This window comes from Pseudoduganella dura (assembly GCF_009727155.1).
Lineage (GTDB): Bacteria > Pseudomonadota > Gammaproteobacteria > Burkholderiales > Burkholderiaceae_D > Rugamonas > Rugamonas dura.
Window position 1 is genome coordinate 24752 of the sequence record NZ_WNWM01000002.1, and the last position, 22468, is coordinate 47219.

Genomic DNA, 22468 nt, shown 5'->3' on the forward strand with positions numbered 1-22468 from the left:
GTTTGGTCATGCCTCGATTTGCCAGCGGAGCCAATAGCTCCACGTGTTGCAGCCGATCGGCAAGCTTTTCAGATAAACGGCCCTGCTTCGACCGTTTTCGCCATCACTCGATCATCAGGATGGATGGTACGCACTGTTTGAGCTGTTCGACGAGCTCGGCATCCATGTACCGGTATTCGTCCGGAATATCGAGTACGTGGATGGCCTTGAAATCGAGTACCCGCGTGTATTCCGCCTTCAGCCGCGCCTTGTGCTTTTCTTCCATCACGCAGATGACATCGGCCCAGCGAATGTCGTCTTCCGAAACGTGGTGCCTGGCATTGGGGCTGGTTCCGCCGGAGCGCACATTCAGGTCCGGATGCGAACGCCAGATGGCTTCCGCCGTCGGGCTTCGCCATTGATTCTTGCTGCAAACGAAAAGAATATTTTTTCGACCGCCAGCCTCGGAGCCGGTTTTTCTTGCCAGCTGGGCATCGGGAATTCTGGGGTATTCGATACCGAGCTGTCTTGCCCGCGCGAGCTTCGTGGACCTGGTGTATAGATGCTTCCAGGTCTTTTCGCGTTTTTCTTCATTTTTCATAGTACCTGCCGTCGCTTGCCCAAAGGGCACTTTCCGAAGCTTGTTGCTCCCGCCATATATTTTACGACGGTGCTCCTTAGCCGGGTTGCTTTCTCTCCCCGGCATTTCGTGTTTGCCGCCGTGCGCGTGCGATCCCAGGCCGGCAGCCTACCTCGCAAGCGCCGGATCGAGCGCCTCGGCAATGGCGATGCTGTTGCCATCCGGGTCCTGCACCATCAGCGTCTTGACACGCTCGTTGCTGGTGCGATTGCCAGGCTGCACCCCCATCGCGGCCAGCTTGCGCGCAACGGCCTCGATGTCGCTGACCGCCAGCATGAAAGAGCAGTTTCCGGCGTGCTCGGCACCCTGATAGACCTGCAGCCCGCCGCCGCGGGGAAACGTCCATTCCTCGACTTCGGGCATGGGCCGGTGGCCCCTGGACCCCAGGAGTTCGGCGTACCAGGCGGCGGACTTGTCGACGTCCTTGACGGCCACGCTTGCCAATGCGTTCTCGATGGTCATGCTGGGCTCCTTCGTTTGCAGTGGGTTGACGATGGGGTGTCGCCTGTCTCGCCCAGGCGAAGCGTTCGAACGCGCTGCCGGTCCGCCCGAATGGCGCAGTTGCGCGCGACGGCTGCTGCGGCATGCATGCGGTCAGTCGCGCAACTGGATGGCCACTTCGATCCGCCATCGGTGCCGGTCAAGTTCAGTCCGGGCATCGGTCAGGAAGGTCTCGTAGCGGGCCTGCAAGACCTCGCCCTTCTCCGACGCGTGGGCGATGGGCTGCTCCCCCTGCGCTGAGATCCGGTCGATGAGCTCCCTGTTGGCCGGCACGCCGTTCTCCACTCCGTGCAGTCGCGGGGCACCGGCGTGCCGGGCGGCAGGCGGCGCCGCTGTTCGGCGACGGCCCCGGTCAGGCGGCGCAGCGCGATCTCCTCCTCCAGCAGGCGATCGCGGGCGGCCCGGCATGGCGCGCTCTCCCGGGCGGCGGTTCCATTGTTCATGGCGCACTCTCCTGTGCAAGCGCGTCGTAGCGCATGTCCGCGGGCGTGTGGCGGGCGATCTCGGCCTTCTGGTCCTGCTCGGCCCGGACATGCGCGGGGCGGGCGAGTATCGACCGCTGCCAGGCCCCCAGCGCCGGCAACTCGTCGAGCAATGCGAGCCGGTCGGCAATCTTGAGGATGGAGGCAAGCATCAGGTCGGCGACCGTGAAGCCGTCGCCCACGAACCAGTCGCGTCCGGCACGCGCCTGCTCGAGCATCGACAGCCGCTCTTTCGCCAGCCGCACGACGGCCGGACGCCTGGCGTTCCTCGCCGCTTCGTCCTCCATGAAGTACTCGACCTCGGCAACGTTGAACAGCATGGGTTCGACCGAGTTCAGGCCGGCGATCACCCATTGCAGTGCGGCGGCGCGCTCCGGGGTGCCCTCGGCGCCGATGCAACGGCCGGCGCGCATGGCGATGTCCAGCACGATGGCGCCGCTCTCGAACAGCGGCGGCCGGCCGTCTTCCTGCAGGACCGGCAGCTGACCGAAGGGCTGCAAACCGCTGAAGTAGGCGGCCGATTTCATCGTGGGCGCATCCACCAGCACGACTTCGTAGGGCCAGCCCACTTCGTTGAGGATCCAGCGCGCGCGATGGTCGCGTACCTGGCCGGCGGCGAAGGGCGGCGCCCATTTCATGGCGGTGACGGTGATCATGGAATATCCTCCAGGTGCATGTCGGCGCACGTGTGCGCCCGCATCTCGGCCAGCTGGTCTTCTCGCGCCTTGCGGTGGGCGGGCCGCTCGTACACCGCCCGTTGCCACGCCACGAGCGCCGGGTGGTCGCCGAGCAGATCGAAGCGCACGGCAAGCTCGAGCACCGAGGCCATCAACAGGTCGGCCACGGTGAAATCCTCGCCCACGAGCCACGGCCGCTCGCCCAGGGCACGCGACAGGTCGCGCAACCGTTCCTGCGCCGCCTCCACGACCACTGGCCGCCGTCGCTCGCGGACGACCTCGTCGTCGGTAAGGCATTCGACTTCGGCGACGGCGAACAGCGCCGGCTCGACCGTGTTGAGCGCGGCGAAGCACCACTGCAGCGCCTGCACCCGCTCGACGCTGCCTTCCGCCGCGATGCAGCGCCCGGCGCGCGTCGCCACGTCGATCACGATGGCGCCGCTTTCGAACAGCGGCGGACGGCCGTCTTCTTCCAGCACGGGGAGCTGGCCGAACGGTTGCATGGTCCGGTGCCGTGCCGACTTCAGGCCGGGCGCGTCGAGCAGCACGACGCGGTATGGCCAGCCTGCTTCGTTCAGGATCCAGCGCACCCGCATGTCGCGCACCATGCCGGCCGGGAACGGTGGCGCCCATTTCATGCCGGTGACCGTGATCACCACAGGCTCCGCGCCTTGCGCTCGAGCTTGTCGAGCGCGCCGTTCCAGCCATGCTCGTGGCTGTCGCGCGTGGCGTCGTCCTGGAGCCGCGCGTGCACGAAGGTAAGCTCGGTGTGTTCCGTGCCGACCGGCTTGAAGGTGGCCTGCACGCGCGACGCCGGTGCATCCTCGTCTTCCCACGACCAGCTCATCGCGAGGCGGTGCGGCGGCTCGAACACTTCGAAGTTGCCGAAACAGCCGTGTTCACTGCCGTCCAGCATGCGAAAGCGCACAAGGAACCGGCCGCCGGGACGGGCATCGACTTCCGCGTGCGTGACCGGCCCGTCGTCGGGCCCCCACCACAATGCGATCTTGTCGGGTTCGACGAAGGCGGCGAAGACGGCCGCGGGCGGTGCCTCGATGACACGGACGATGGTCAGGCTGGTCACGAAGATTCCTCCTCGGATGTGGACGGCCCGGGCGGCCGCGGGGATTCGACGACGGCTGCAAGCCGGTCCAGGCGGCTCGTCCAGAACGTTTCCGTGCGCTGCAGCCAGGCCATCGCCTCGGCCATGGCGGCCGGCTGCAGCGTCACGGTAACGGTGCGGCCGGTCTTGTGCCGGCGCACCAGCGCGGCGCGCTCCAGCACCTCCAGGTGCTTGAGCACGGTCGGCATCGCCAGCGGCAACGGTGCCGCCAGTTCGCTCACCGTGAGCGACCGCGCGTGTGCCAGCCGTTGCAGCATCGCCCGCCGGGATGGATCGCCGAGCGCACGATAGATGGCGTTGAGCCGTTCCGTTTGCATTAGTTCACTATAGGGTGAAGTATTTGGCGTTGCAAGGTGAAGTTGCTTTGAAGTGCGCGATGTCCGGGGCGGCCTGGCGTACTTGCCACGAGTGCTGACGGTGCGGATGTGCAAGTGCGATCCATTGCCGCTCGCTTTCGTCCATGAAATGTGTTGAGTTAACACAATGCAACTTGTAAAACTTGTAATGTGATATGGACATTGCCTTAAGGTTGGCTTAACTTGTCGACTCCTGTAGTTAATAACCCTTCGACGAGGTAAAGAATGAAATTGAAATCCATCGTACTGGCAGCTGCGCTGCTGCCCGCCTTCGGCTCCGCTTTCGCTGACGACTTCACCGTGGACCTGATCGGCGGTCCGAACGTGTGGTCCGCATCCCTGGGCGCCACCCACACCACCGGTGCTTTCTCCGACACGTTCACGTTCAGCAACTACAGCGCCGACAACGGCACCGTGTTCGCCAGCCTGATCAACACCGCAACGACGTGGAGCGACCTGTCGTTCGACACCGTGACGCTGAACGGCGTGAACATCTCCACGGGCGATATCGGCCCACTGTCGATCGCTGCAATCCTGGGCCAGAACGTCACGGGTCCTCTGACCCTGGCGGTCAGCGGTACGGTCACCGGCCAGGTTGCCAGCTACGGCGGCGACTTCAACGTGACGACCCCGGTTCCAGAACCAGCTACCTACGGTATGCTGGCTGGCGGCCTGGCCGTGCTGGCTTTCGCAGCACGTCGCCGCAAGCAGTAATCCACACCCGCATCACTAAAAAGGCGCTTCGGCGCCTTTTTATATTTCCGTCCATAGTCGGTAGCTCGTATCGCCGCAGTTGAACCGCAACTGGAAGGCCGACACGCAGTGCAGTGGAATGCGTCCCCGACGATTCACGCCGGCGGAATCGGCAACCATGATTGCCTCGGGCCGTGCGCGTTCTCGTCGAAGGCCAGAGCGAGCCCCCTTTGCAAGTCGTGCACCCGCAACGCATTTGCCCCATCCCTCGTTACACCCCCTGGAAAATTCGCAGCGACTTGCCACAGAGACCTCAGAGCGACGTAAGATGACTTTTACGCAATAAGTCGCTGCACAGGCTTGCCTGCCTCTTTCGTCGCATTCCCTGGAGCCCCCATGGCCGAACAGATCAGTTTCCGCGTAGCCGGCGCACGGCTCGACAATGGCGCCGTCCAGGCGCAGGTCGGCGGGCGCAGCATCGGCCTGCGCTGCGCCTATGGCGTGCACGGCCACCGTGCCGCAGGGCAGCCTGCCATTGTCGACGTCCAGGCCGGGCACGAGGTCGTCGTGCTCAAGATCGCCGACGGCCCCACGCTGCTGCTCCACCCGGATCACGCGCGCACGCTGCTCGGCGGCCCCGTTCCGGCCCCCACGCGAAGCGGTGGCGCAGAGAATGACCGGGACGGTGGCCACGACGGCATCGCGAATGCCCCGGTCAACGTGACCGGGCAGCTGCCGTGGTCCTGCGTACCCGGCGCCCGGCGCGACGGACGCCCGTCCGCCGCCACCGCTGTCCTCGAATGGTTCGGCGTGCTCGATACGCCGGACGAGCAGGAAGATGCCGCCCTGGCGATCGCCGACGCCATCGACGGGCAGGTGACCGAGGGCCTGTACCGGCTCGATGCCGGTTCCCTGCCCGACCGGTTCCCGCCCGAACAGCGCATCGCCGCATGGCCGGACGATCACGGCGCGGCGCCCCTGCTGATCCTGATGCACGGCACGTTCGTCGACACGGGCAGCACGTTCGGCAAGATGTGGCTGCGCAATGCCGCGCCGGTCGAGCAGCTGCTCCAGGCGTATCCGGGCCGCGCGTTCGCCTTCGACCACCCTACCATCGGCAAGACCCCGATCGGCAACGCGATCGCGCTGGTGGACAGCCTGCCCCGCAATGCGACGCTGCACCTGGTGACGCATTCGCGCGCCGGCCTGATCGCCGACGTGCTGCTGCGCGCCGCCCGCTTCGAGCCCGGTGGCACGCTGGACAGGCTGTTTGCCGGCGAGCCGGCGGCGCGGCGCGAACTCGACACGCTGCGCCAGCGGCTGCGCGAAAAAACCGTCACCGTGCAGCGGGTGGTGCGCTTTGCCTGCCCGGCGCGGGGCACGCTGCTGGCATCGCGGCGGCTCGACGCCTACCTGTCGGTGCTGCAGTGGCTGATGGGGCTGGCCGGCGTGAACGTGACCACGCAGTTCGTCGACCTGCTGTGCGCGGTGGCGCGGCGCCGCACCAGCGCCGCGTCGATGCCCGGGCTGCAGGCGATGATGCCCGACAGCGCGCTGATTGGCTGGCTCAACGCGCCGCTGGACGGCGTGGACAGCGAACTGTACGTGGTGGCCGGCGATGCCGAAGGCGACGGCGTACTGTCCTGGCTGAAGACGCTGGTGGCCGACGGCTTCTTCTGGACCGACAACGACATGGTGGTGCAGACCCGGTCGATGTATGGCGGCGTGCCCCGCGCCAGCGGTCCACGTGCGCCGAAGTTCCGGCTGTTCACCGGAGCCCAGGCCACGCATTTCAGCTACTTCGCCCGGCCGGACGTGATGGGGCCGGTGATCGCCGCGCTGCGGGGCGAAGCGGCAGACGACTGGAAGCCGATCGGCTCGCAATCGCGTGCCGGGCTCGATTCCAGTGGCGTGCGCGGCGTTCCGCATACCGCTGCCGGCACCGGTGCGGGTGCGGGTGCGGGTGCGGGTTTAGCTGCGGGCACGGGTGCAACGTCGGGCGCGGGTCCGCGCACCGGGCGCGCCGAGCCCGGCCACCCGCACCTGATCGTGATCCCCGACCTGTTCGGATCGGCACTCGCCACGGCGGAAGGCGACATCCTGTGGATGAACGAACAGTCGCTGGGCCGCTTCGCCGAACTGGCGCCCGCGCGGCATCCGCTGCTGCGGCCCATCGGCCTGCTGCCCGGCCATTATGACGACCTGTGCCGGCACCTCGCCGTCACGCACAACGTCACCCCGTTCCCGTACGACTGGCGGCTCGATATCGACGCCGCGGCCGGCGACCTCGCCGCCACCGTCGCCAGGCTGGCCGGCGCGCGCCAGCACGCCGAACAGCCGATCCGCATCGTCGCGCACGGCATGGGCGGCCTGCTCGTGCGCGCGCTGCAGGCGCGCCATCCGGCCGCCTGGCGGCTGCTGACGGCGGCGCCGGCCGCGCGCATCGTGCTGCTCGGGGTGCCGAACGCCGGCTGCTGGCTGCCGCTGCGCATGCTGTCCGGCGACGAAACCTTCGGCCGGCTGTTCAGCGCGCCGGGCCCGCTGCCGCAGGAACGGGCCGTGCGTGAAACGCTGGCCGCCATGCCCGGCTTCCTGCAGTTGCAGGCCGGCCTGACGGACCCGGAAGCGCGCCTGCACCGGGTGGCGGGCTGGGACGATGCCGCCGCCGCCGAGCTGAAGGCCGGCGGCGCGAACGGCTGGCACGAACGGCCCGATGCCTGGGCCGTGCCGGACGGCACCTTGCTGGACAGGGCACGGCTCTTCTGGCAGCAGCTCGAGCACGCGCTGCCGGCGCTGTTGCGGGATGCCGCCACGCTCGTCACGGTGACCGGCCATGCGCCCGGTACCGTGGCCAGGCTGGAAACCGGCGAGGCCGGCGTGCGGCTGGTGACGGTCGACAGCGGCGACCGGCACGTGACGCTGGAGAGCGCGCTGCTGCATGGCGTGCCGGCCTGGCGCATGCCGGTCCCGCACGACGCGCTGCCCCGCACCGCGCAGTATTTCGATGCGCTGGCCGACCTGCTGGCCACGGGTACCACCACGCGCCTGCCCGCCATCGCCACGCTGCGTGGCGGCAGCGCCGCGCAGCCGGAGCGCACCGGCCGCCGCCCGGTCTGGCACGGCAGCCGCCTGGCGGCGGCGCACGAGGCGTCAGGCCAGATGACGGCGCCGGCCGGCGCGGAAGAAGCCGCGGACGACGGCCGCCTGACGATCCGCGTGCACCACGGCGACCTGCGCTTCGTGAAGGCGCCGCTGCTGCTCGGGCATTACCAGTCGGGCACGCTGTCGGGCACCGAGGCGGTGGTCGATACGCTGGTAAACGGCCGCATGGCGAAGGCGTTGCGGGCCGGCGTGTACCCGGAACGGCTGGGCAGCTTCCAGATCTTCGAGAACGGGCGGCACCACCATGCCGGGCGGCGCAAGCAGCGCCTGATCCCGCGGCCGCGCGCCGCGGTGATCGTCGGCCTGGGCGAGGAAGGCAAGCTCAATGCCCAGCACCTGGCCTACACGATCCGGATCGGCGTGCTGGCGTTCGCCGAACGGCTGACCGAGACCGGCGCGCCGCCGGCGCGTTTCGAACTGGCCGCCACGCTGGCCGGCAGCGGCGGCTCCGGCGTGTCGGTCGGCGCGGCCGCGCTCGCGCTGGCGCAGGGCATCGTCGATGCGAACGTGCGGCTGCGCGAGATCGGCTGGCCGGTCGTCGAGTCGCTGACGATCGTCGAAGTCTACCTGGACCGCGCCACCGACGCCTGGCGCGTGCTGCGCCTGCAGGCCGAAAGCACGCCCGAGCGGATTGCCGTCGACGGCTACCTGCGGCAGGGCGACGGCGCGCTGCGCCGCCCGCTCGAAAGCAGCTACCGCGGCGCCGCGTACGATTTCATCAGCGCCATCCGCATGGAGGGCTCGTCGAAGGACATGCCGCTGATCGCCTATGCCCTCGACTCGCGGCGCGCGCGCACCGAGGTGCGCGCGCAGCAGGCGCAGGGCGCGCTGGTGCGCGATCTGGTGGAAGGCGCATCGAACACGGCACGCGCCGATGGCGAGATCGGCCGCACGCTGTTCAACCTGCTGATCCCGGTGGAGATCGAACCCTACCTGGCCGGCTCCGCCAGCATGCTGATGGAGCTCGATGAAACCACGTCGACATTGCCCTGGGAACTGCTCGATACCGACCCCGAGGTGCCGGCGGCGCGGCGCGGCGACGTGCCGCCCTGGTCGATCCGCTGCAAGGTGATCCGCAAGCTGCGCACGAGCGGCTACCGCGAACGGGTCGTGGATGCCGGCAGCGAGGACAACATGCTGATCATCGGCGAGCCGCTCGCCGACGACGCCTATGGCCGCCTGGCCGGCGCGCGCAGCGAAGCCGATGCGATCGCCAGGACGGCGCGCACCGCCTTCGGCATCGAGGCCGACCGGGTGACGGCCATGGAGCCGCTGGCCAATGCCCGCCGCGTCATCAACCAGCTGTTCGCGCGCAATTACCGCATCGTGCACATTTCCGGCCACGGTACCGGCCCTGGTTGCGGCAACGAGGACGGCTACGGCGGCGTGGTCCTGTCCGGCAAGGCCACGTTCCTCGGCGTGCACGAGGTGCAGGCGATGCGCGTGACGCCGGAACTGGTCTTCCTTAACTGCTGCCACCTGGCGCAGGGCAGCCTCAAGCCACCGTACGACAGGGCGGCGTTCGCGGCGGGCATCGCCGGCGCGCTGATCGATATCGGCGTGCGCTGCGTGATCGCCGCCGGCTGGGCCATCGAGGACCGCGCCGCCGAACTGTTCGCGACCACGTTCTACGAGGAGCTGTTCTCCGGCCAGCGCTTCATCGAGGCGGTGGGCGCCGCGCGGCTGGCCGCGTGGAACCACGACCGCGGCGGCAACACCTGGGCCGCCTACCAGTGCTACGGCGACCCGGACTGGAGCTGGAAGGCCGCCAGCGGCAGCCGGCAGCCGACTCCGGCAGAGGAATACGGCGGCGTCGCGGCGCCGGTGACGCTGATCCTGGTACTGCAGGCGATCACCATCGACGCGCTGTACTCGCCGCAGCAGGACACGCAACGCAACCGCACCCGGCTGCGCTGGCTGGAGGAGACCTTCGGCCCGGAAGGCTGGACGCAGCGCGGCGACGTGGCGCAGGAATTCGGCGCCGCCTACGCGGCGCTGCCGGACAGGACCGAGGCGCTGAAATGGCTGCACCGCGCGGTGGGCGCCGCCGACGGCCGCTCGTCGCTCAATGCCGTCGAGCTGCTGGCAGAACAGGCCAGCCTGCCGGGCGCCACTCTGGACGAGTTGCGCGAGGCGATCGGCTGGCTGGGCAAGCTGGTGGACCAGCTGCCGCCGACGATTGGCCGCCTCAGCCTGCTGGGCAACGCATGGCGGCGGATCAGCGTACTGCAGCACGCGGCCGGCGATGCCGCCGCCGCCGATAGCCTGGAACAGGCGCGGCGCCATCTCGAACTGGCGGCGCAATGCCCGCCGCAGGAGAACCCGCACAGGTACTACCCGATGCGTGCGCGGCTGGCATGCGAGGTGCGCGCGAACCTGCTCGCATCGGCCGCGGACAATGCCTCGACCGGCACGCCGCCCGGCATGCCGGGCGCCCCGCCACCGGCTCCGCAACACGGCCGCACCGCCGAACAGCTGGCACCCGACCTGGCCGCGCTGTCACGGGAAATCGACGTCGCCGCCAACGCCGACCCCAAGTTCTGGTCGATCGTGGCCCAGTCCGAATACGACATCCTGAAAGGCGTGCTGCACCGCGACCTCGCCGCCGGCGCGGTCGACATCGTCGAGTCGATGAAGGACCTGCACAAGCGCATCCGCACCAGGCGCTACTGGGTCCACGTGGAAGACGATGCGCGCGCGCTGCTGGACCCCTACCTGGCCACGCTCGCCAATGAAACCGACCCTGGCCAGGCGGAGGAAGGCGCGGCGGTGCGGCGCCTGCTGGAACTGCTGAAAGGGTATGCGGCCACGGTGGACGCGCAAGCCTGAACGGCGGCCAGCCGCACCGTGGCGGACATGGCGCGCGGTTCGTCAGCGCAGGCCGCTCATCAATGCTCCCGCCCGGTTGCCGACCGAGGCAGGCAACGCCAGTTCGCTGATGCCGCACAGCGTTCCGACCAGGTAGGCCAGCATCGGCCTGGCGGCGATGTCGGTCAGCTCCACCGTGCCGATCTTCAGCTCGAACACGCCGAGCGTGAACAGGATGCCCAGCAGCATCGTCAGCAGGCCGGCGAAGATCAGCCGGATCTGCGGATCGAGGCGGTCCTCGTCGGTCGTCACCAGGTCGGCCAGCGAGACTTTCGCCTTGCGGATGCCGTAGGCGAGCCAGACACCGGTGAAGCAGCCGATCCACAGCAGCGCGAACGCGGCCAGCGTGGGCGGGTCGATCGCCAGGTCGCGCAGGCCGGCCACGAAGAAACCGTTCGGCGACAGGCCGATGATCAGGTACAGCAGCGCGAACGGCAGCGAAAATTTCAATGCGTGCACACCGAGCGCGCGCAGGTGCGCGTTCTTCACCCGCCCTGCCTCGTCGTCGAGCAGATCCGCCGTCACCACTGCCAGCGCGGCGGCAGCGATGTCCGGCTGCGCATTGCCCTGGAGCCCGAGCTGGGCGATGTGGAACAGGCGCACGTAATAGATCCGGAAGCGCTCCGGGTTCCGCACCGCGCCCCGCAGGTACAGGCGCTGGACCACGCCCAGCACCTTGTCGATTTCGCCCTGCAAGGCGGCCTGCTCCTTCGGCGGCGGCGCCTCGACGACGAAGACGATATCGACCGCCTCGGGCTTGCCCGGGTTCTGGTGCGGTTGCGCGCCGTCGTCGCCGGGCGGATCGATCAGCGCGCCGGCGTCGTCGCCCAGCCAGACGCGGTAGGCGCCGGCCGGAGCCGCCATAGGGACGGTTGGCGCCGCATCGGCCCCGGGGGCCAGTGGAACGTGCCCTGGCGGATGTTCGTCGGGGCCGGGATTCGGATCTTCGAGCGGCATGACAACCTCCGTGGTCAAGCCCGCGGCGGGGCTGCGCGTGTTCAGGGATTCGGCTTGGGCGGCGTGTCCGGCTTGCCCTGGCCTTTCGGGCCTTCGCCGCCTTTCGCCTTGCCATAGATGGACGGGCCTGCCACGATACCGCGCAGGCGGCGCGGCCCGTCCCCGCTGCCGAAGCGCTTTGACCTGGCAAGCAGGTCGCGGGCCAGCTGTTCGTATTGTTCCGCGCGGTTTTCCAGCGCACCGATGAAATCCGTGCCCATCAGCGCATCGAGGCGGCCGCCGTTGCGAGGCTCGATGTCGACGGCGCCTTGCGCGAGCATGCCCTGCAAATGCGCCAGCCATTGCAGGAGCGACACGTCGACCTTGCCGAGATCGAGCATCGCATCGGTCAGGTCGTGGTGATGGCGCACGGTGCTCAGCCGGATGTCCTCCAGGCGGTGGCGGAACTTGTCCAGCGCGCCGTATTCGGCGTCGGGGAGCCCGGCGCCGGCGATGTGCAGGCACAGGTCGAGATACTCCCACTCGGCCTGGACGAGTGCGAACCCGTGCAGGTACTCCCTGATGAAACCATAGCGGCTTTCCATGGCATCTCCTCGCCTTGCGCCCGACATTGCTGCTGCCCGACAATACGGTTCCGACCGGAAGCCGGGCCGACGGCAGCATGCCCCGGAATGCGGATGATTCCACGATACAGGAAGCCGGGACCGTTGTAACTGCCCGTCGCCCCGGAACAACATCCAGGCACGGGCCTGCCATCGGCAACGCGTGCCCGACGTCGAATCCCGCGAGCCGCCGGCCGGTCAGGCGTCGATGATTTCCATGCACTTCCGGATGCTGCGGAACTTGTCCTGTCCCGGCGCCGGCGTCCATTCATGGCTGATGAAGCCCCCGTAACCGAGTTCGGCGATCGCTTCGGCAATGAAGCGGTAATTCAGCTCCTGGGTTTCGTCGATCTCGTGCCGGCCGGGCACGCCGCCGGTATGAAAATGGCCGATCCAGCGGATGTTCTTGCGTATGAAGTGAACGATATTTCCATCCATCAGTTGCGCGTGATAGAGATCCATCAGCAGCTTCACATGGGGCGAGTCAAGCTGCCGGACGATATCGAGGCCCCACGCCAGATGGTCGAACATGCTGCCCGGCGGCTCGGGCGGCCCGCCCGGAAAGCCCGAGTTGATATTTTCCAGCACCAGGGTGACGCCCCGCGATTGGGCATGCGTGCGAATCTGCTCGAGAAACCGGATCGCGTTTCGTTTGCCCTCGTCGTACCCGAGCGCTGCCCGCGTGCCGCAGGTAACGATGATGTTCGGAATGCCGTTTTCCGCCGCCGCATCGATGCGGTCGCGCAGCGCCGCGGCGAAGGCGCCGCCGGTATCGGGCACCGCGATCGCATTCCAGCCCGGCGGGCCGTCCGGCGCTCGGCCCGGAGTCGAAATGCCGCCACCGAAATCCACGCGCAGGACGGGAACCGCCAGGCCGTGTTTCTTCACCACTGGCCAATCGGCAGGATTGCTGACGAAATCCAGGCCGCGGATACCGAGCGCCACCGCCATGCGGCAAGTCTCCTCGATAGTGCCCTCGAACAGATGTGGCGTCAGCCCCTGCTTCAACCGCCCCTTCAACGGCGGCAACCGTGGATACCGCCCGGCTTCGGCGCGCGCCCCGGCCTGCGGCGCGATGACCATGCCGCCCAGCGCGGCCATCGATGCCAGTAGAACACGGCGCTTCATGGCGTTCCGGAGCGCCATGCCCGGGCTATCCGGCGATGATCGTCGTTGCCGCAACTGCTCGAATGCTGCATGGTCGTTTCCTTGAAGCTGGTCGTTCAGAAATTGTAGGCGGCCCGCACACCATACGTGCGCGGATCGTTCAGGAAGAACGAGCCCGGCACGCGGCTCTCGATCTTGACCGTGTCCTCGATGTTCTTGACGAACAGCTGCACGTTCCACCTGCCGTCCGGGTTCGCGTAGCCCACCGACGCGTCCGACTTCCAGTACGACGGCTGGCGATAGCGGATGCCCTCGACCGGATCGCTGATGTAGTACGACGTGGAGTGGCGCGTGCCGGCCGTGGCCGTGATCTCGCCGCCGTTGCCCAGCGTGAAGTGGTGCGTATAGCCCAGGCTGATCGTCGACGTTGGCGCACGGTCCAGTTTCTGGCCCGAGAAGTCGATCGTGGCGGTCGGGTGGTAGTTCTTGAACTTCGCGTCGGTGAACGCCAGGCTGGCGCGCAGCATGCCGTCCTCCAGCACCTTGACCTTGCCTTCGAGCTCGGCGCCGTCGACCTCGGAGTTGGCGGCGTTCGCCGTGAACGAATGGCACGAGGCCGGATCATTGGTGCGGCAGGTGGTCGTGGTCAGCTGCTGGTCTTCATAGGCGTAGTGGAACACGTTGCCCGACACCTGCAGCATGTTGCCGAAGAAGCGGCCCTTGATGCCGGCCTCGTAGGCCTTGAGCGTTTCGGGCCGGTACACGCCCGTATCCCGTTCGGCGTTGAAGCCGCCGGCCTTGTAGCCGGTCGAGATGCTGCCGTATACCATCACGTTCGAACGCAGGTCGTGATCGAGGCCGATCTTCCAGCTGGTGTTATTGAAGCGCACGTCCTCCGTGTAAGCCTTCGAGCTGCGGGTGGCGGGCGCCACCGCCGCCTCGCCGCTGAGCGGATCGTCGCCGGACTTGCGGTCGCGCGTGCGTCGCACGCCGAGCGTGAGACGGGTATCGTCGCGCAACGCATACGTCGCCTGCCCGAATGCGGCGGTGGACTTGTTGTTCAGCGTGGCCCGGAACGGCAGCACGATGTTGAACTGGCCGAACGGCGCCGTAACATAGGTGGTGTACGCGGCCTCGCGGAAGATGTCCTCGTCGAACGTGTAGACGCCGGCCACCCAGCGCAGCGGGCCCGTGCCCGTGGAGTTCAGGCGCAGCTCGTGCGAGACGGCGTCGCTGTCGCCCCTGTTCAGGGTGGTGAACGGGAAGCCGAAGTACACGCCGTTGTTCAGCTGGTCGAGTTTCAGCCGCATCCTGGCCAGCTGGTAGGTGAGATCGACGGCGCCCAGGCGCGTCTTGAATTCGCCGCGCAGCGACGTGGCCTCGTTGTCGCGGTGCGATCCGGCATCCTGCTTGAATGCCCAGGCCGCGGTGCGCTGCACGTCCTTGCCCAGGTCGACATAGACCGGATCCTTGATGTGGTTGCCGGTGCCGGCCGGCGAGAACGGCAATGTGCCGACCAGCTCGCCGGTGAAGAAGTTCGTGATCGGCACCGGCGACGATGCGCCGCCGCCGATCCTGTTCTTTTCCGCGGTGAGCAGCAGGCTGGTGTCCTTGCCGAAGTTGCCCAGCAGGTGCAGGCGCGCCGACTTGTCGTCCTGGCTTTCCAGTTCGATCGTGTTCGGGCCGGCGTTGTAGTAGGTGTCATGCTTGTTGGTGTTGACGGCCGCGCGCATCGCCCAGTTGTCGCCGATCGGCACGTTCAGCATCGCATCGACACGGCGCGTGCTGTAGTTGCCCAGCTCCACGCCGACTTTGCCTTCGAGCTTACTGGTGGGCTTGTTGGTGATCAGGTTGATCGCGCCGGCGGTGGCGTTGCGGCCGTACAGCGTGCCCTGGGGCCCGCGCAGCACCTCGATGCGGTCCAGGTCGAAAAACGCGGCGGCCTGCGCCTCGTAGCGGGGAATATAAGCGCCGTCGACATGGAAGGCGGCCGACGGATCGCCCTTTTCCGTCATGTCCAGGCTGGTCACGCCGCGGATCGATACCTGCAGCATGCCGCTTTCCTGGGCGATTTCCACGTTGGGCAGCGTTTCGGCGAGTGCGCGGGGATCGTTCGTGCCGGCGTTCTTCAAGTCCTCGCCGGACATCACGGACAACGCCAGCGGCGTCTTGCTGGCCGGCTGCGCCACTTTCTGTGCCGTGATGATCACTTCGGCGATGCCGCCGCTGCCCTGGTTCGGGTCGGTGGCCTGCGCCATCGCGAGGGTGGCGCCGGACAGGCACCCGGCGGCGCACAGCGCGTGGGTGATCGAGCTCAGTTTCGGATGTTTCATTCGCGTCTCCTGGTCATTACGGCAATCTTGCGTGTGCCGTTCGGTGTGTTGGTTCGGAAATGATAGATACTAAGTTCGCAATGCGGGCGGCCTGCCGGCGGTGATTGTTTGCATGGCTGGCATCGATGCGATGGATACCGGCCGGCCCGCGACAAGGCGTGACGAGGCGGCCGCCCGGGCGCGGCACCGGCGCAAACAACCCGGGCCGACTGCCCGCCGCCGCTCAGCGGCTATACCGCCGCATCGATCGTGCAGCTGGTGACGGGGCTCCACGGCAGATACGAGATGCGCAGCTGCACGGCCGCCGTGACCCGGTGGCTGCCCGGCGCCAGTCCCCCGGGCTGCAGCACGGAGATCTCGGCCACTTCGCCGAACTCCCACCGTTCCACGTATTCGGTTTCGAGCTGTTCGAGCGTGAAGGTCCTGCCGCGTACGGTGAAGCGCACGTGCTCGCGCGGCACCTTGTCGCCGTCGACGGTGAGCGCCACGTCCTCCACGGCCGAGAGGATCTGGCCGCGGTAGTAAGGCAGGCGCGCGCCCAGTCGCCAGCCGGAGCCGTCTTCCGCATTGCGCACGCTGCCTGGAAAGATGATGTGTTGGTCGTACATGGTGGCTCCTGTTTGTTTAGACTTCGCCCAGCAGGCGCTTGAACATTTCCTGCTGCCGCCGCACCTGCTCGCGGCCATCCACCTCGAATGCATCCTCGATGTGGCGCTGGCCCTCGTATTCGCTGGACAGGTGGCCGTCATAGCCGCCCTCGATCAGCACGGGAATGATTTCCTCGTACGGAATTGCCGGTTCGCGGCCGCTGTCGTCGATCTCGTAGAACTTGGCATGGATGTTGAAGATCCACGGCATGAACTCGAGCATGCGGCGCGGATTGCTCCAGATGTTGTGGCGCAGCGTTTCGGCCATCTGCAGGTCCACGGCATTGCCGCCCAGCTTGCGCACATCCATCAGCACGTAGTCCGGCAGCACGCGCGCCGCATGTGCTTCCAGGATGAATTCCACGATTTTCGACGTGGCGCCCAGGCGCAGGAAGCGGTCCCGGAACACGGGCGGGTAGTTTTTCGTGTACATGCCCATGTCCGGCACGTAGCCCACGTGATCGGAGCCGGTGGCGCGCGTCAGCTCCGTGTAGCGCAGGATCCACGGGTGGTCGAAGTGGAACGGCGAATGCACCTCGATGCCCATGCGCACGTCGAGTTCCTCGGCCAGCGGCACGCAGGCCACCACCACTTCCGGCGGCGTGTTGACGATCACGCGGACGTTGCGGCAGCCCAGGCGTTTCGCGAAGCGCAGGTCGCGCTGCAGCGACGCCACCATCTCGCCGAAGTTCAGCTTGCGGTCCTTGTAGAGTTTCACGTCGAGGAACATGTCGTGGCACTGCGCATAGGCGCCGTGGCGTTCGAGCGAAGCGAACCAGCCGGCGATCTGTTCCTCGGGAACGTCCGGAAAGCCGGTGAAGGATTGTTCGCTGACGACCTCGATGCCGCGCGCGCCGAGGCCGGCGGCATGGGCGACGCAGTCGTCGAGGGTCATCTTGCGCAGGAAGGTCTCGTACTGGTAGCTGTACAGGGAGACGCCGCGCCGGATGTTATGGGGTTTGGTCATGGTGGGTCCTTGGTTGAATTTGGGATGCAGGGGTCCCTGGCCCTGGCATCGGGCCATTGGTGGTTTGCACTGGAAAACCGGTGTCCGACACCGAAGGGCCGGTGTCCGACACCAGATGCTCAGACGTTTCCGGTAACTCCGGCGTCGCAGGCGTTCAGGAGAACGCTCCGGAGGGCGCGGGCGGCCGCCGCAGCCGCAGCAGGCACGCGCCCAGCGCGAACACGCCGGCGACGATGCCGAAGGCGAGGAAGGCGCCCTGCAGGTCGCCGACCCAGCCGCGCATCACGCTGACGACGGCGGGCGACAGGAACTGCGCCACGAAGAACGAGCTGGCCCACCAGCCCATGCCGCGGCCGCGGTGTTCGAACGAGAACTTGCTCTGGGTCCAGGCGATCAGCGCCGGCACGATGATGCCGTTGGCCAGTTGCTGCACGAAGGCGAACGCCAGCGCCACCTTGTAGTCCGGCGCCAGGCCGATGCCGCCCAGGCCGATCGCGTAGCACAGGAACACGAGGAAGATCTGCGCGCCGGCGCCGTAACGCGTGGTCAGCTTGAAGACCACCGCGCCGATCGGCACGCCGATGCTGGGGATCGCCATCCACAGGCCGATCGACTTCGGATCGCCGACCCCCATTTCCTTGAGCAGCAGCGAGAAGTTGATCACTTGGACGTAGTAAATGGTGGACAGCACCACGGTCACGCCGCAGACCATCAGCGCCACGGCGTATGGGAACGGCGTGCCGGGAGCCGCGTTTTCCGCCTTGCCGGCGCGCCGCCCGCGCGCCTCCGGCTCGAACAGGAACGCCAGGCTGGCGAGGAAGATCGGGATCGCCACCCCATACACGAGGAACGGGTATTGCCAGCCCTGCGCGGCAAGGAAGCCGGAACACGCGATCGTCAGCGTGCCCAGCATCGAGCCCACCACGCCCTGGATCATCAACCAGCGGTGCCGCGCCTGTTCCTCGTAGTAGTCGGCCAGCAGCGTGTTCACCACGGTGAGCACGCCCGCCTCGCCGATGCCGATCACGAAGCGCCCGGCCACCACGGCCCAGAAATCGTCGATCAGGAACGGCAGCAGGCCGCCGCAGCCATAAAGCGCCATCGACCAGAGCAGCAGCCTGCGGCGGCCGAAGCGGTCGGCGATCGCGCCGGCCGCCGGGGCGAACAGCGCGATGCATGCGCTCGGCGCCGTGATCAGCAGCGGCACCATCAGCTTCGCATTGGGCACGTCGTGGAAATGCGCCAGCAGCGTCGGCAAGGTGGGGGCGAGAGCGATGATCGCCATCACCGGCAGGAAGCCGGAGAACACGAGTATCCACCCCTGGCGCCAGTCGGCCTGGCGTGCTGCTTGAGAACCGTTGCGATGCATCGTTTGTCTCCTGGATTGGTGTGCGGCTCTGCGGCCGTTTGATCTGGTTAAAAATCAGAATTCGAATTATGATATCGCTTCCCGGCGGCTTTTCCCACCAAAAAATTTATCCATGCCACCGGATTGTATGGATAGCACGTATCCAAAACTTGAATACGACGGGAGGGCCGCCGACCGGCGTCGTTTTCGCTATATTCGAACCGCTTTTTCCACCAACCGCGCATGGAGATGCAATGCGTTTCAACAAGCTCGACCTGAACCTGCTGGTGATCCTGAATGCGCTGCTTACTGAGCGCAATATCACGCACGCGGCGGAAAAAGTCTTCCTGAGCCAGTCGGCCACCAGCAGCGCGCTGGCGCGTCTGCGCGCCTACTTCAACGATGAACTGCTGGTGGCCGCCGGCCGCCAGATGATGCTCACGCCCCGGGCCCGGGAGCTGGTCGAACCGGTGCGCGAGGTACTGATGCGCATCGACACGACGATCGCAGCCCAGCCGCAGTTCGAGCCCGCCACCGAGACCCGCGCGGTCACGCTGCTGGTCTCGGACTACACGACCGCGGTGCTGGTGCCGCCGCTGCTGGAGGCGCTGTACCGTGAAGCCCCGGGCATGCGTATCCACCTGCGCGAGCAGCACGACAAGCCGGCCGACTCGCTGGAACGGGGCGACGCCGATTTTCTCGTGATCCCGTCGCAGTACCTGTCGAAGGACCATCCTTCGGCGGCCCTGTTCGAGGACGATTACCTGTGCGTGACCTGGGAAGGCAACAGCCGCGTGCGCGACCGCCTGACCTTCGACGACTACCTGGCCTGCGGCCACGTGACCGCCGCGTTCAGGAGCGGCAATCCGCTGTCCACGTTCGACGGCTGGTTCATGGAAAGCTTCGACGTGAAGCGCCGCGTCGAGATCACCGCGCCGACCCTGACCGCCCTGCCCTCGCTGGTGGTCGGCACCGATCGCATCGCCACGGTGCACCGGCGCATCGCGCTGCAGGCGCAGAAGACCTTGCCGATCCGCGTATGGGAACCGCCGCCCCGCATTCCGCGCCTCGTGCAGATGCTGCAGTGGCACAAGCACCGCCACAACGATCCGGCGATCCGCTGGCTGCGTGAACGGATCGTGAGCGTTGCCGCCACCGTTTGACACCACCCCGCGCCGGCAACGGCGTTGAACCAACCTGGAACATGCAATGAACGATACCGTCATCGGCACGGAGGGCAGCGCTTTTGCCGCCGCGGCCTCCTTCAGCCCCCGCCGCCGCACGCTGGCCCTCGTGGCGGTCGCCCTCGCCTTCGTGATGGACCTGCTCGATACCACGATCATCAACGTGGCGATCCCCTCCATCGAGTCGGGCATGGGCGCCAGCAAGGCCGCGCTGGAATGGATCATCGCCGGCTATGCGATGGCGTTCGCGGTGCTGCTGATCGTGGGCGGCCGGCTCGGCGACAGCTACGGCTACCGCCGCATGTTCCTGTCCGGCATCGCGCTGTTTACGCTCACATCGATGGCCTGCGGCCTGGCGCCGGACGCGCTGTCGCTGCAGGTGGCGCGGCTGCTGCAGGGCGCGAGCGCGGCGCTGATGGTGCCGCAGGTGATGGCCCTGGTGCAGGTGATGTACCCGCCGGAACAGCGCTACAAGGTGTACACGGTGTTCGGCTTCCTGGGCGGGTTCTCGGCCGCGCTCGGCCCGATCGTCGGCGGCCTGTTGATCGACGCCGACTGGTTCGGCCTGGGCTGGCGCCTGACGTTCCTGATCAACCTGCCGATCGGCCTGTTCAGCCTTGCCGCCGGCTGGCTGCTCCTGCCGCCGGGCCGTGGCGTGAACGCCACACGAATCGACATCGGCGGCGCCGCGCTGTCGGTGCTCGTGCTGTTCGCGCTGCTGGCGCCGCTGATCGAAGGGCCCACGCGGGGCTGGCCGGCCGGCCTGGTGCTCATGCTGGCCGCCACGGTGCCGCTGGCCTGGGGCACCGTGCGCTACCTGCGCTGGCGGCAAGCCACGCACGGTGCGGCGCTTGTCGACCCCGCGCTGCTGAAGCGCCGCAAGGTCGCGCTGGGCCTGCTGTGCACGCTGTGCATTAACCCGATCCTGCCCGGCCACCTGCTGGCGATGACGTTCGTGCTGCAGTCGGGTATCGGCATGAGCGCTTCCGACATGGCCTACGCCTGCGCGCCGATCGCCCTCGGCGCGATGGCGGGCATCATCCTGCTGGGTCCCCGGCTGTTCAAGCGGCTCGGCGTGCGCGTGATGATGGTGGGGATCACCGTCTCCTGCACGGGCCTGGCGCTGGCCGCGCTGTCGGTGCATGGCGGGCAGCTGCTGTATCCGCTGCTGCTGGTCGCGCAGTTCGCGATGGGCCTGGGGATGGGCCTGTGCGGCCCGCAGCTTTCCAACGCGACGCTGCAGGATGTGCCGATCGCCGATGCCGGCGTGGCCGCCGGCCTGTTCACCGCCGTGCAGCAGATCGCCGGCGCCGTGGGCGTGGCCCTGACGGGACTGCTGTTCTTCCACGCCGCGGGGATCGGGGACGATGCGGCGGAGCGGTACGCGGATGCCTACCTGCACGCGCTGCCGCTGCTGCTCGGCCTGCTGGCCGCCGCGCTGTTCTTCACGGCACGGCTGGCGAAGGTGATGCCGGCCGCGGGGCATCGGCCGGAAAACAGGCTTCAGGCGGGGCATTGAGTTCATGGAACGGCTCGATCATGCCGGTGCCGATCCCGCGCACCGCGCAAGCCGGCCAGGCAGCATATCCGGCGCCAGGAAGACGCCCGCCGTACCATCCGCGCCGCGCGGCCTTGCGGGCCGCGCCGCATGAACAATGGTGCCGTCGCCCCGGGCCATGGCGACAGCGCAAAAAAAAAGGCGCTGTTTGCGTTAGCTGGGCATTTCCTTCGAGTACGGAACTATGTCTGCTGATTGATGTCAGTCCCGGTCAGCGCCATCGCTATCCAGGTGCGACGGCGACGCGCAGCCAGTGCGCCGGGGCCGTCAGTGCAGCCGCATCGAGCACGCGCTGCCAGCCCGTGTAGTTGGCCAGATAGCGGCTGGCCACGCCGTTGAAGCGCCGCAGCCAGGTCTTGAAGCGCCTGTGCCATCCGTTGACGCCTTGTATGTGAACCGCGCCACGGGCACGGATACCAGCCTGGACATTGACTGCTTCGTGGGTAACGCCGGCCTGCTTTGCAAAAACCTCATAAGCCTTGGCCGAGTCGCTCACGAGAAGCACGTCATGCGCCAGCACCGGCAGCAGGTGCGTTGCCAGTTGCCGGGCAGTGACCGGTCCGCGCCCGGTCACGAAGTCACAGGTGTGCCGGTTGCGGTCGCGGGCGACCAGGATGCAATCGAATTCCCGGCTGATGCCACGCCGCGTGGCCTTGCCGCCGCGCTTGCGCGCCGGCCGGTCCAAGTGACGTGATCCCTTCTGCGATTCCAGGTGATAAGGCGAAGTAGGGGTTTCAGCGAGCTCCGCTCGCTGCCTACGTAGCGGTGCTCGCTTGCAAGCGAGCACTCCTCCTTCATCACTCTCGGCGATGCCGGACAAGCGCGGGCGCCGCTCCTGGCGCACTGCGGCGATGAAGCGATGGCGCCACCGGAAGCTGGTCGATTTCGCCACTGCCACCCGCTCGGCCGCTGCCCGCACCGTGCGCGACTCGATCAGACATTGCAGGTTGGGCAGCCATTTGTCGCGCAGGCGCAAACGGGCCAGCGGCGTTCCTGTCAGCGCATTGAAGCTGTGCCGGCATCCGATACAGCGATAGCGCTGCAGGCCGTTGGCCTGGCCGCAGCGGTGGCATCGACTGCCGCCGCAATGGGGACACGGCCGCTTCTCCGCCGCCGCCTCGATCAGGGCCAGGCATTGTTTTGGATCGACGGCGGCGGCAAGGAATCCCTGCAGACAGGCGATCTCTTCCGGGGAAAGCTGAAGTTGCGCCAGCGCCTTGAACACCACGTGGAAACTCGCCATTTCCATGATCGCCTCCCTGATACACATGAAGTATCTCAACA

Annotated in this window: 19 protein-coding genes; 4 read left to right on the forward strand and 15 right to left on the reverse strand. The window is 67.4% G+C overall.

Annotated elements, in window-relative coordinates:
- Positions 1-103 precede the first annotated feature (103 nt).
- The 7 genes from GJV26_RS00365 to GJV26_RS00395 all read right to left on the reverse strand — a co-directional run bounded on the left by GJV26_RS00365 (position 104) and on the right by GJV26_RS00395 (position 3719).
- Positions 104-580, reverse strand: coding sequence for a low molecular weight protein tyrosine phosphatase family protein (locus tag GJV26_RS00365; RefSeq protein ID WP_229419119.1), 477 nt, complete (start codon positions 578-580; stop codon positions 104-106).
- A gap of 147 nt (positions 581-727) precedes the next feature.
- The gene (locus GJV26_RS00370; protein WP_155706659.1) at positions 728-1081 is read right to left on the reverse strand and encodes a VOC family protein; all 354 of its coding nucleotides are present in this window, start codon (positions 1079-1081) and stop codon (positions 728-730) included.
- A gap of 132 nt (positions 1082-1213) precedes the next feature.
- Positions 1214-1393 carry a hypothetical protein gene (locus GJV26_RS30600; protein WP_229427960.1) on the reverse strand — a complete coding sequence of 60 codons (180 nt, stop codon included), beginning with the start codon at positions 1391-1393 and terminating at the stop codon, positions 1214-1216.
- Positions 1394-1559: 166 nt separating this feature from the next.
- Complete coding sequence (locus GJV26_RS00380; protein WP_155706663.1) at positions 1560-2258, reverse strand: glutathione S-transferase family protein; 699 nt, start codon at positions 2256-2258, stop codon at positions 1560-1562.
- Positions 2255-2935, reverse strand: coding sequence for a glutathione S-transferase family protein (locus GJV26_RS00385; RefSeq protein ID WP_189442017.1), 681 nt, complete (start codon positions 2933-2935; stop codon positions 2255-2257). Before GJV26_RS00385 ends, GJV26_RS00380 begins: the two co-directional genes overlap by 4 nt.
- A complete protein-coding gene (locus tag GJV26_RS00390; protein WP_229427959.1) occupies positions 2932-3363 on the reverse strand; it encodes an SRPBCC family protein in 432 nt (143 codons plus the stop codon). The genes GJV26_RS00385 and GJV26_RS00390 overlap by 4 nt, the downstream gene beginning before the upstream one ends.
- Positions 3360-3719 carry an ArsR/SmtB family transcription factor gene (locus GJV26_RS00395; RefSeq protein ID WP_155706666.1) on the reverse strand — a complete coding sequence of 120 codons (360 nt, stop codon included), beginning with the start codon at positions 3717-3719 and terminating at the stop codon, positions 3360-3362. The genes GJV26_RS00390 and GJV26_RS00395 overlap by 4 nt, the downstream gene beginning before the upstream one ends.
- Before the next feature lie 264 nt (positions 3720-3983).
- Between GJV26_RS00395 and GJV26_RS00400 the strand changes: the two genes are divergently transcribed.
- Both GJV26_RS00400 and GJV26_RS00405 read left to right on the forward strand, forming a co-directional pair.
- A complete protein-coding gene (locus GJV26_RS00400) occupies positions 3984-4472 on the forward strand; it encodes an FxDxF family PEP-CTERM protein (RefSeq protein ID WP_155706668.1) in 489 nt (162 codons plus the stop codon).
- 375 nt (positions 4473-4847) lie between these two features.
- Entirely contained in the window at positions 4848-10442 is a 5595-nt protein-coding gene (locus tag GJV26_RS00405; RefSeq protein ID WP_155706670.1) for a CHAT domain-containing protein, read from the forward strand.
- A 42-nt stretch (positions 10443-10484) separates the two neighbouring features.
- Here GJV26_RS00405 and GJV26_RS00410 read toward each other — a convergent pair whose 3' ends face one another.
- The 7 genes from GJV26_RS00410 to GJV26_RS00440 form a co-directional block, all read right to left on the reverse strand.
- Positions 10485-11438, reverse strand: coding sequence for a hypothetical protein (locus tag GJV26_RS00410; protein ID WP_155706672.1), 954 nt, complete (start codon positions 11436-11438; stop codon positions 10485-10487).
- Positions 11439-11479: 41 nt separating this feature from the next.
- On the reverse strand, positions 11480-12022 hold the full coding sequence (locus tag GJV26_RS00415; protein WP_155706674.1) for a hypothetical protein: 543 nt from the start codon (positions 12020-12022) through the stop codon (positions 11480-11482).
- 216 nt (positions 12023-12238) lie between these two features.
- Positions 12239-13168, reverse strand: coding sequence for a TIM barrel protein (locus GJV26_RS00420; protein WP_173346102.1), 930 nt, complete (start codon positions 13166-13168; stop codon positions 12239-12241).
- A gap of 95 nt (positions 13169-13263) precedes the next feature.
- On the reverse strand, positions 13264-15480 hold the full coding sequence (locus GJV26_RS00425; RefSeq protein ID WP_155706677.1) for a TonB-dependent receptor: 2217 nt from the start codon (positions 15478-15480) through the stop codon (positions 13264-13266).
- Positions 15481-15710: 230 nt separating this feature from the next.
- The gene (locus GJV26_RS00430; RefSeq protein ID WP_155706679.1) at positions 15711-16088 is read right to left on the reverse strand and encodes a C-glycoside deglycosidase beta subunit domain-containing protein; all 378 of its coding nucleotides are present in this window, start codon (positions 16086-16088) and stop codon (positions 15711-15713) included.
- Between the two features lie 16 nt (positions 16089-16104).
- Complete coding sequence (locus tag GJV26_RS00435) at positions 16105-17094, reverse strand: sugar phosphate isomerase/epimerase family protein (protein WP_155706681.1); 990 nt, start codon at positions 17092-17094, stop codon at positions 16105-16107.
- Between the two features lie 154 nt (positions 17095-17248).
- On the reverse strand, positions 17249-18463 hold the full coding sequence (locus tag GJV26_RS00440) for an MFS transporter (protein WP_155706683.1): 1215 nt from the start codon (positions 18461-18463) through the stop codon (positions 17249-17251).
- A 233-nt stretch (positions 18464-18696) separates the two neighbouring features.
- On the opposite strand from GJV26_RS00440, the gene GJV26_RS00445 reads away from it, so the two are divergent.
- Positions 18697-19605 carry a LysR family transcriptional regulator gene (locus GJV26_RS00445; protein ID WP_155706685.1) on the forward strand — a complete coding sequence of 303 codons (909 nt, stop codon included), beginning with the start codon at positions 18697-18699 and terminating at the stop codon, positions 19603-19605.
- Positions 19606-19651: 46 nt separating this feature from the next.
- Positions 19652-21145 (forward strand): MFS transporter, encoded by a 1494-nt coding sequence (locus GJV26_RS00450; RefSeq protein ID WP_155706687.1) that lies wholly within the window; start codon positions 19652-19654, stop codon positions 21143-21145.
- A gap of 262 nt (positions 21146-21407) precedes the next feature.
- Here GJV26_RS00450 and GJV26_RS00455 read toward each other — a convergent pair whose 3' ends face one another.
- On the reverse strand, positions 21408-22433 hold the full coding sequence (locus GJV26_RS00455) for an IS1595 family transposase (protein WP_229419120.1): 1026 nt from the start codon (positions 22431-22433) through the stop codon (positions 21408-21410).
- Between the last annotated feature and the right edge of the window lie 35 nt (positions 22434-22468).

Coding starts and splice junctions, on each gene's coding strand:
- GJV26_RS00365 (WP_229419119.1), bottom strand. CDS start 580: ATGAAAAATGAAGAAAAACGCGAAAAGACCTGGAAGCATCTATACACC.
- GJV26_RS00370 (WP_155706659.1), bottom strand. CDS start 1,081: ATGACCATCGAGAACGCATTGGCAAGCGTGGCCGTCAAGGACGTCGAC.
- GJV26_RS00380 (WP_155706663.1), bottom strand. CDS start 2,258: ATGATCACCGTCACCGCCATGAAATGGGCGCCGCCCTTCGCCGCCGGC.
- GJV26_RS00395 (WP_155706666.1), bottom strand. CDS start 3,719: ATGCAAACGGAACGGCTCAACGCCATCTATCGTGCGCTCGGCGATCCA.
- GJV26_RS00400 (WP_155706668.1), top strand. CDS start 3,984: ATGAAATTGAAATCCATCGTACTGGCAGCTGCGCTGCTGCCCGCCTTC.
- GJV26_RS00405 (WP_155706670.1), top strand. CDS start 4,848: ATGGCCGAACAGATCAGTTTCCGCGTAGCCGGCGCACGGCTCGACAAT.
- GJV26_RS00410 (WP_155706672.1), bottom strand. CDS start 11,438: ATGCCGCTCGAAGATCCGAATCCCGGCCCCGACGAACATCCGCCAGGG.
- GJV26_RS00415 (WP_155706674.1), bottom strand. CDS start 12,022: ATGGAAAGCCGCTATGGTTTCATCAGGGAGTACCTGCACGGGTTCGCA.
- GJV26_RS00420 (WP_173346102.1), bottom strand. CDS start 13,168: ATGAAGCGCCGTGTTCTACTGGCATCGATGGCCGCGCTGGGCGGCATG.
- GJV26_RS00425 (WP_155706677.1), bottom strand. CDS start 15,480: ATGAAACATCCGAAACTGAGCTCGATCACCCACGCGCTGTGCGCCGCC.
- GJV26_RS00430 (WP_155706679.1), bottom strand. CDS start 16,088: ATGTACGACCAACACATCATCTTTCCAGGCAGCGTGCGCAATGCGGAA.
- GJV26_RS00435 (WP_155706681.1), bottom strand. CDS start 17,094: ATGACCAAACCCCATAACATCCGGCGCGGCGTCTCCCTGTACAGCTAC.
- GJV26_RS00440 (WP_155706683.1), bottom strand. CDS start 18,463: ATGCATCGCAACGGTTCTCAAGCAGCACGCCAGGCCGACTGGCGCCAG.
- GJV26_RS00445 (WP_155706685.1), top strand. CDS start 18,697: ATGCGTTTCAACAAGCTCGACCTGAACCTGCTGGTGATCCTGAATGCG.
- GJV26_RS00450 (WP_155706687.1), top strand. CDS start 19,652: ATGAACGATACCGTCATCGGCACGGAGGGCAGCGCTTTTGCCGCCGCG.
- GJV26_RS00455 (WP_229419120.1), bottom strand. CDS start 22,433: ATGGAAATGGCGAGTTTCCACGTGGTGTTCAAGGCGCTGGCGCAACTT.